This window comes from Nocardia carnea NBRC 14403, assembly GCF_000308515.1.
Taxonomy (GTDB): domain Bacteria; phylum Actinomycetota; class Actinomycetes; order Mycobacteriales; family Mycobacteriaceae; genus Nocardia; species Nocardia carnea.
In genome coordinates, this window is the sequence record NZ_BAFV01000031.1 from 1 (window position 1) to 7,474 (window position 7,474).

Sequence of the window (7,474 nt, forward strand, 5' to 3'; positions counted from 1 at the left end):
CGGGGCGGTTCCGTGCCGAACCCGAATTCGAGGAGCTGTTCGGCAGCGGTGATCGCGCGGTGATCGCCCGCCTGTCCAAGGGCACCGGCACACCCGGCACCGTGCCGGATATTCTCGGCCTCGGTTTCCGCGTCCTCGCCCGCGACGAACACCCCTGGGATTTCGCACTCGCCACCACCGGCCGCGGTATGGCGGGCCGATTCGTGGTGACCCCCGCGCGCGGATGGTCCCATGCCCGTTACGGATCGCTGCTGCCGTACCGTTTCCCCGATTCGAGCCTGCGCTGGATCTTCGCCGATCCGGTCGGGCCGCAACCCGGCAGCGCCGCGCTCGGGGATCTCGAACAGCATCTGCACGAGCATCCGTTCGATTTCGAGATCACCGCGGCGGGTTTTCGCTCGCACCCGCGGACGGTCGGTGAGCTGGCCTTACGCCTGGCGGATCCGGAGGAACACCGGACGGATTTCTTCGATCCGATGCTCAACCATCCCGGTAACGTACAACCGGTACCGCAGGTGGTGCAGCGGATCCGCGAGGCCGCCTACACCGGTAGCCGGCGCGGCCGCGGTGCCGAGGACCGCGAAACCGGGCGGGCCATCGGAACGATCCCCGGCTGAGCCCGGAATGCGGTGGAGGTGTTTCGACCGGGAACACCGGGCAATCCGGCGACCATGAACGGAACCGATGACACCGGTCAGGAATCCGCCGAGGTCTCCGAATGGGCGAGCGTTCCACCGACCGAGGAACAGCTGGACGAGGACGAACTGGCGGCCGACCCGCTGGAAGAAGGGATGGACCCACCCGACGATTGGTCTGCGGCCGACCGCTATGCGACCACGCCCCGCGAACAGCGTGAGGGGGAATCCCTCGACGACCGGCTGGCCGAGGAGCGTCCGGATACAGTCGCGGAGGGCGAGCGTTCGGGAACCGCACCGGACAGGGACCGGCGCCGCGAGTGACCGGCCCTACGGCTGGTCAGTGATGGGTCCAATCGGGCTGCAGGAAATGCGCGACCCGGGCCGCTGCGGACCGCCGCCCGAGGAGGACGACCTCCCGGAACTGCCAGAGCATCGCGCCCGTCGGCGCGTGGATGGTCATATCGGGGGCCAATCGCATCTGCAATAGGCCGGTCTCCGGGGTCGCCGGAGTATCGGTGTCACCGCGGCGCACCCAGTGCGGTGTCCCTTCGGCGGCCAGACTGTGCAGGTCCACGAAATGTACGGAGTGCACTTCGTCGGCGCTGGGATCCAGATCCGCGATATCGCTCAGTGTCGTGACGATCGGAGTGATGGCGAAGCCGGAGGCGGCCGGGAAATCGTCGAGAACCCCGAGCACATCGGCGGGGTCGGCGACGAGACCGAGCTCTTCGTGCAATTCGCGGGCGGCGGCCCGTTCGAGGGTTTCCCCACGCTCCACCCGGCCGCCGGGCAGACCCCACTGCCCGGCATTGCGGCCCCGGTAGGCCCGTTTGATGACGATCACCGCCGGTCCGGCGCCGTTGTCCACTACGCACAGTGCCACCGCTGCGCGCCTGGTCGCCAGATCGTCCGGAACGGCGATGCGGTCGAATGTATTCAGCCGGGCGCGGGCGAGCGCGCGGAACTCGTCGATACTGTCGGGGACCCGCGGTCCCGGGTCGGCGGCCATGAATTCGATCATGCCCCATCGCTGGGGAGCGCAGGCCGCCGCCTCCGGCGCCGTCACATCCGCCGCATCACCGAAACCACCTTGCCCAGCACCACGGCGTGGTCACCGTCGAGGACCGGATAGGCGGGGTTGCGGGGTTCGAGATAGATATGCCCGCCGCGCCGGCGATACACCTTCACCGTGGCCTCCCCGTCCAGCATCGCGGCGACGATCTCACCGGACTGCGCCTCGGGTTGTTGCCGCACCACCACCATATCGCCGTCGCAGATGGCGGCCTCCACCATGGAATCCCCGCGCACCCGCAGCCCGAATACGGTGCCCCGCCCGACCAGTTCCCGCGGCAGCGACAGCACATCGTCGATATGTTCCTCGGCGGTGATCGGGGTACCCGCGGCGATATCGCCGACCACGGGCACCGATACGGCATCCTCCCGGTCCGCCGCGCCGCCCTGCCCGGTGTTCAGGAACAACCGCACATCCATCGGCCGCGCCATACCGTCACCGCGGCGCAGGAAACCCTTCTCCTCCAGGCTTTTCAGATGCCTGGACACCGAGGAGCCCGACCGCAGACCGACCGCGTCACCGAGCTGACGGGTGCTCGGCGGATAACCGTGCCGGATCACCCACTCCTGAATGGCCGCGAGGATGCGGCGCTGACGGTCGGGCAGGACGGAGGTGTCGAGGTGGTCGTATTCGGTCACCGCAGCATCGTATGACCTGGTACCGACAACGATTACGCGTGCCCGAACGACTGCCGGCCGGAATTCCGCGCCTGGATGCCGATTTCGCCGCGTCCCGGCATTGCGCACCGGCGGGACGCCCCGCACATCGCAGACTGGACCGTTATGGACCAGTTGGTGCTGACGTTCACGCTACTGTTCGCCGCGGTCCTCGCCGAGGCCCTGGGCCGCCGGATCGGCGTGGCCTCCGCGGTGCTGATGACGCTGTTCGGCTGCGTGCTGGCGCTGCTGCCGTTCGTCCCCGAGATCCGCATCCCGCCGGAACTGATCCTGCCGCTGGTGCTGCCACCACTGCTCTACGCCGCCGCCCGCCGCACCTCCTGGCGGCAGTTCGCGGAGAACTGGGAACCGATCGTGCTGCGTGCGGTGGGGTTGGTGATCGCCACCGCGGCGGCGGTCGCGGCGGTGTTCCACGCCTGGTACCCCGGTCTGCCGCTGGCCGCGGCCATTGTGCTGGGGGCCGTCGTCGCGCCGCCGGATCCCGTGGCCGCGACCGCCTTGGCCGGACGGCTCGGGCTTCCGCGGCGGCTGGTGGTCGTGCTCGGCGGCGAAGGACTGTTCAACGATGTCACCGCGATCGTGATCTATACGGTCGCGATCGAGGCGGTGGTCACGGGCCATTTCTCGGCCGCGCACGCCGGCCTCGAATTCGTCGTCTCCGCGGTGGTAGCGGTGGCCGTCGGGCTGCTGCTCGGCATGCTGGGCAGCAAACTCACCCGATACCTCGCCGAGGCGAGCTGGCAGGTGGCGCTGAGCCTGCTGCTGCCGTTCGCGGCCTACGGGCTCGCCGAATCGTGGGGCGGATCCGGTGTACTGGCGGTCCTGGTGTGCGCCCTGTACCTGACCGACGCGGCGACCGAATTCGGCGATACCGCCTATCGCATGGCGGGTGAATCGTTCTGGGATATCACCGAGCTGCTGATCAGTGGTTTCGCCTTCGGTCTCATCGGCCTCGAATTGAGCGCGGTCCTCGCCGCCACCGGCGACGAATGGCCGCAGTTGGTTGCGGTCGCCGCCGCTGTGGTGGCTGTGGTCGTAGTCCTGCGGCTCATCTGGCTGACGGTGACCTGGTGGCTGCGCGGTTCCTGGTGGCACGACGAAGACGCCGACGAGCCCTACACCTGGCGGGAAACCGTGGTCACCTGGTGGACCGGTATGCGCGGTGTCGCGACCGTCGCGCTGGTACTGGCTATTCCCTTGTCCACCGAAGCGGGTGCCGATTTCCCCGGCCGCACCCAGATCCTGTTCATAGCGTTCGCGGTGGTGCTGTTCACCCTGCTCGTGCAGGGGCCGACGCTGCCGCTGATCGTGCGGCTCACCGGTGTGCACGCCGATACCCGCGCCGAACGCCGGCTGGAACGGCACCTGTGGAAACGCGTCGTCGACGCCGAATTGGCCCGACTCGAGGAGCTCGCCGAATCCGAGGATATCCCCGTCGAACTCTACGAACGGCTACGCGAAGGCGTCCGCAAACGGATGGCCCGGGCCGATCCCGAAGCCGCCGGCGAGGAGGCGCGGGCGCTGGCCGAACGCGAGGCGCGAATGGCCGCCACCGTCAAACGGATCAGGACCGAACTCGCCGAAGCGGGCCGGCGCGAAGCCCTGGCCGCGCGGCGCGAACCGGGGATGCCGCCCGATCTGGTGGACCGGGTCACCCGGCGACTGGATCTGGGAACCGCTCGCTGAGCGGCTTCATTGCCGCGCGGCATCCCGGATATACGCCAGATCGTCGAGAAAATCCGCATAGGCGGTCTTGCGGTCGGCCGCGCGCAGTACCGACGAGGGATGCACGGTGCCGGTGATCCGGTAATCCGGCCGCTGCACCACCTGCCCGCGGAGTTCGCCGACGGTGGCGGACGGTCCGAGGACCGCTTTGGCGGCGACCGCGCCCAGGCATACCACCAGCTCCGGTGCCACCAGTTCGAGTTCGGTCGCCAGCCAGGCCGAGCATGCCACCACCTCGGTACGACTCGGCTGCTTGTGGATGCGGCGTTTACCGCGTTCGGCGAATTTGAAATGTTTGACCGCGTTGGTCAGGTACACCGCCTCACGATCGAAACCCGCCTCGCCGAGTGCCCGGTCCAGCAGCTGCCCGGCCGGGCCGACGAACGGCTGTCCCTGCGTATCCTCCTGATCGCCGGGCTGTTCACCCACCATGACCACCGGCGCGTCCGCGGGACCTTCGCCGAAAACGGTCTGGGTGGCGTTGCGGTACAGATCGCATCCGCGGCAGCCCGCAGCCGCCGCCCGGACGGCATCCAGATCGGCGGCGGCGGGGACGAACTCGGCCGCACCGACGGGTTTCGCTGCGGTACCCATCGCCGTTACGACCGGCCCAGCGCGTCGGCGAGTTCGTCCTTGCTCATCTTCGAGCGGCCTTGTATCCCGCGGCGCCGTGCCTCGTTGTACAGCTGATCGCGGGTCTGGCCCTTCGGTCCGCTGCTGTGCGACCGTTTCCCGCCGCGGCGCTGCGGTGAGATATCCCGGGTGGACGAGCGGCTCGCGGTTTTCGACTGGCCGGATTGCGCCCGGTTCTTGTTGACCGTCCGCGCGGCGATCTCCTTCGCGCGTTTCGTACCCGCGCCGCGGTCCTGCTCCGAATCCTTGATGTGCTCGTATTGCCGTTCCTGTCGACCTGTCCATTCCTTCGGCATGACACACCTCCTGTCGGTGGCGTATACCCGCCCGCTACCGTCACAATCAGCTGTCTGCCGCTTCTCGGCGGCCGGTCGGCTGCTGTTCGGTCAGGGTGGTGTGGTGTTCCCGTATGGCGGCGACCACTGCCTGGAGTACGCGGTGGGCGGCGCGCAGATCGTCGGTCGGCAGGGCTGTCATGGCGGTGCGGGTGCGCACACCGAGGGGACCGAAGAATTCGCCGGCCACCGCCATACCGTGTTCGGCGTAGTGCAGCAGGACGCGCCGGCGGTCGCGAGAGTCGATCTCACGCTCGATATGGCCGGAGGCGATCATCCGTTCCACCAGGTAGGTGATGGCGGCGGGGGACAGCCCCATGAGTTCGCGGAGTCGTCCCGCGGTGAGCGGCCGCCCTTCGGCGTCGGCGGTGGCGATATGCATGAGGGCGCGGAAATCGGTGCTGCGCAGCTCATGTGAACGAGCGAAGAGGTGGGCGACCTGCTCGGAGATCGCGGTGAGCGCGCGGATATCGGTGGCGATATCGGTCTCGGCGGAGATGCGCGCCGCGACATCGGTCGTTTCGCCTGCTGGTGTCACGCTCGGGGGTCCTCCCTGTTCTGATCGGCGCACCGAGTGTAGTCGGGGTTTTGCGTATTATTTAAGTTTCTGAAATAGTCGGCCGGGTGAATGCGTGGGAGCGCTATGCCGCACTGGTCACCGGCCGCCGTTCGTGGTGGCTACTCGTCGCCGTCGTCCTGGCAGCCTGCGCGGCGATCCTCGGGGCCGGCAGCAACGACGACGCCGGCCGGGCGCCGACCTCGCTACCGGAATCGTCGGAATCCGCGCAGGTGAAGGCCGCGGTGGCCGAATTCCCCGGCGGTGCGGACGCGCCGGTCATCATCGTGATCAGCCGGGCCGACGGCGGACCCCTGTCCGAAGCGGACCTCGCGGCGGCCGAGACGGCGGTCGGCAAGGTTGCGGGTGCCGAGGCGGGCGGCCCCGGGCTCGTCCCCTCGCCCGATGGTGCGGCCGCGCTGGGCCGGGCGAGCGTTTCGGCCGAACTCAGCGGCGAAACCCTCACCGAGGAGATCGACCGGCTCCGTGAGGTGGCGGCACAGCAGACCCCGCCCGGGCTGACCATGCAGATCACCGGCGGTCCCGCATTCGGCGCCGATATCGCCGATTCGTTCGCCGGCGCGGACATCACTCTGCTGGCGATCACCGCATTGGTGGTCGCGCTGCTGCTGATCATCACCTACCGGTCCCCGGTGCTGTGGCTGATCCCGCTGCTGGTGATCGGTATCGCCGACCGGACTGCCATCGGGGTCGGTACCGCGCTGGCCAAGCTCACGGGCCTGAGTTTCGACGGCTCCACCTCGGGCATCACCAGCGTTCTCGTCTTCGGCGCCGGAACGAATTACGCATTGCTGCTGATCTCCCGTTATCGCGACGAACTGCACCGCCACCGCGACCACCGGCAGGCGCTGCACGAAGCGGTGCGCCGCGCCGGCCCGGCGATCCTGGCCAGCAATATCACCGTGGTCCTCGCGCTGTGCACTCTGCTGCTGGCGACGCTGCCGAATACCCGGTCGCTGGGGCTGATGGCCGCGGCCGGACTGTTGGTCGCCGTGCTGTTCGTTCTGGTGGCACTGCCACCTGCGCTCGCACTGTGCGGCCGGAACGTGTTCTGGCCGTTCGTTCCCCGGTTGCGCGAGGACGACATCACCGAGCGGGGCGTCTGGCATCGGATCGCGACCTGGGTGGTGGCCCGGCCGGTGGCGGTCTCATCGGCCGCGATCGTGGTCCTGCTCGGCTGCTGTGCCGGTCTCTTCGGGGTCTCCATCGGGTTGTCGCAGACCGAGCAATTCCGGGTCGAGGCGGAATCGGTCGACGGTTTCGATACCTTGGCCGCGCATTTCCCGTCGGGATCGTCCGATCCGACGATCGTGCTGGCCCGCCAGGGCACCGCCGATGAGGTCCGTGGAGCCTTGTCGACCGTTCCGGCGATCTCGGCGGTGAACCCCGCCGGTAGTCATGCGGGTACCGACCAGTGGATGGTCACACTCGAGGCCGCGCCGGAATCCGCGCAGGCCTTCGACACGATCGAGCAGATGCGCGCGGCGTTGGCCGATGTACCCGCGGCGGAAGCGCTGGTCGGCGGCAGTGACGCGCAGGCTCTCGATACCCGCGATGCCGCTCGCAGTGATCAGTTCCTGGTCATCCCACTCATCCTGGTGGTGGTCTTCGCGGTGCTGCTGGTGTTGCTGCGGGCCGTCCCCGCTGCCGTTCTGCTGATCGCGGTCACCGTGCTGAGCGCTCTCGCGGCTCTGGGGCTGGGCAGCCTGGTCGGCACCCATCTGTTCGGTTTCCCGGCATTGGACACCACGACACCGCTGTTCGCCTTCCTCTTCCTGGTGGCGCTGGGTGTCGACTACACCATCTTCCTGGTGACC

9 protein-coding genes are annotated in these 7,474 nt (G+C 68.5%); 4 read left to right on the forward strand and 5 right to left on the reverse strand.

Annotated elements, in window-relative coordinates; genetic code table 11:
• Both ON22_RS11705 and ON22_RS11710 read left to right on the forward strand, forming a co-directional pair.
• On the forward strand, positions 1–617 hold a 617-nt coding region (locus ON22_RS11705; RefSeq protein ID WP_051157510.1), incomplete at its 5' end, for a beta/alpha barrel domain-containing protein.
• A 54-nt stretch (positions 618–671) separates the two neighbouring features.
• Positions 672–959 carry a hypothetical protein gene (locus tag ON22_RS11710; protein ID WP_197039696.1) on the forward strand — a complete coding sequence of 96 codons (288 nt, stop codon included), beginning with the start codon at positions 672–674 and terminating at the stop codon, positions 957–959.
• A gap of 16 nt (positions 960–975) precedes the next feature.
• Here the strand turns inward: ON22_RS11710 and ON22_RS11715 are convergent, their stop codons facing one another.
• The gene (locus ON22_RS11715) at positions 976–1,659 is read right to left on the reverse strand and encodes an NUDIX hydrolase (protein ID WP_269322827.1); all 684 of its coding nucleotides are present in this window, start codon (positions 1,657–1,659) and stop codon (positions 976–978) included.
• A gap of 41 nt (positions 1,660–1,700) precedes the next feature.
• Positions 1,701–2,348, reverse strand: a complete 648-nt coding sequence (lexA, locus tag ON22_RS11720) for a transcriptional repressor LexA (protein WP_033245547.1) — start codon at positions 2,346–2,348, stop codon at positions 1,701–1,703.
• Between the two features lie 144 nt (positions 2,349–2,492).
• Between lexA and ON22_RS11725 the strand changes: the two genes are divergently transcribed.
• Positions 2,493–4,073, forward strand: a complete 1,581-nt coding sequence (locus ON22_RS11725; RefSeq protein WP_033245546.1) for a Na+/H+ antiporter — start codon at positions 2,493–2,495, stop codon at positions 4,071–4,073.
• Positions 4,074–4,079: 6 nt separating this feature from the next.
• Here the strand turns inward: ON22_RS11725 and ON22_RS11730 are convergent, their stop codons facing one another.
• From ON22_RS11730 to ON22_RS11740, 3 genes are read right to left on the reverse strand one after another with little or no spacing between them, the layout of a single operon-like run.
• Entirely contained in the window at positions 4,080–4,706 is a 627-nt protein-coding gene (locus ON22_RS11730; protein ID WP_033245545.1) for a UdgX family uracil-DNA binding protein, read from the reverse strand.
• A 5-nt stretch (positions 4,707–4,711) separates the two neighbouring features.
• Complete coding sequence (locus ON22_RS11735; RefSeq protein WP_033245544.1) at positions 4,712–5,041, reverse strand: hypothetical protein; 330 nt, start codon at positions 5,039–5,041, stop codon at positions 4,712–4,714.
• Between the two features lie 46 nt (positions 5,042–5,087).
• Positions 5,088–5,618, reverse strand: a complete 531-nt coding sequence (locus ON22_RS11740; RefSeq protein ID WP_033245543.1) for a MarR family winged helix-turn-helix transcriptional regulator — start codon at positions 5,616–5,618, stop codon at positions 5,088–5,090.
• Between the two features lie 86 nt (positions 5,619–5,704).
• Here ON22_RS11740 and ON22_RS11745 point away from each other — a divergent pair.
• A partial coding sequence (locus ON22_RS11745; protein WP_051157512.1) for an MMPL family transporter occupies positions 5,705–7,474 on the forward strand: 1,770 nt, incomplete at its 3' end.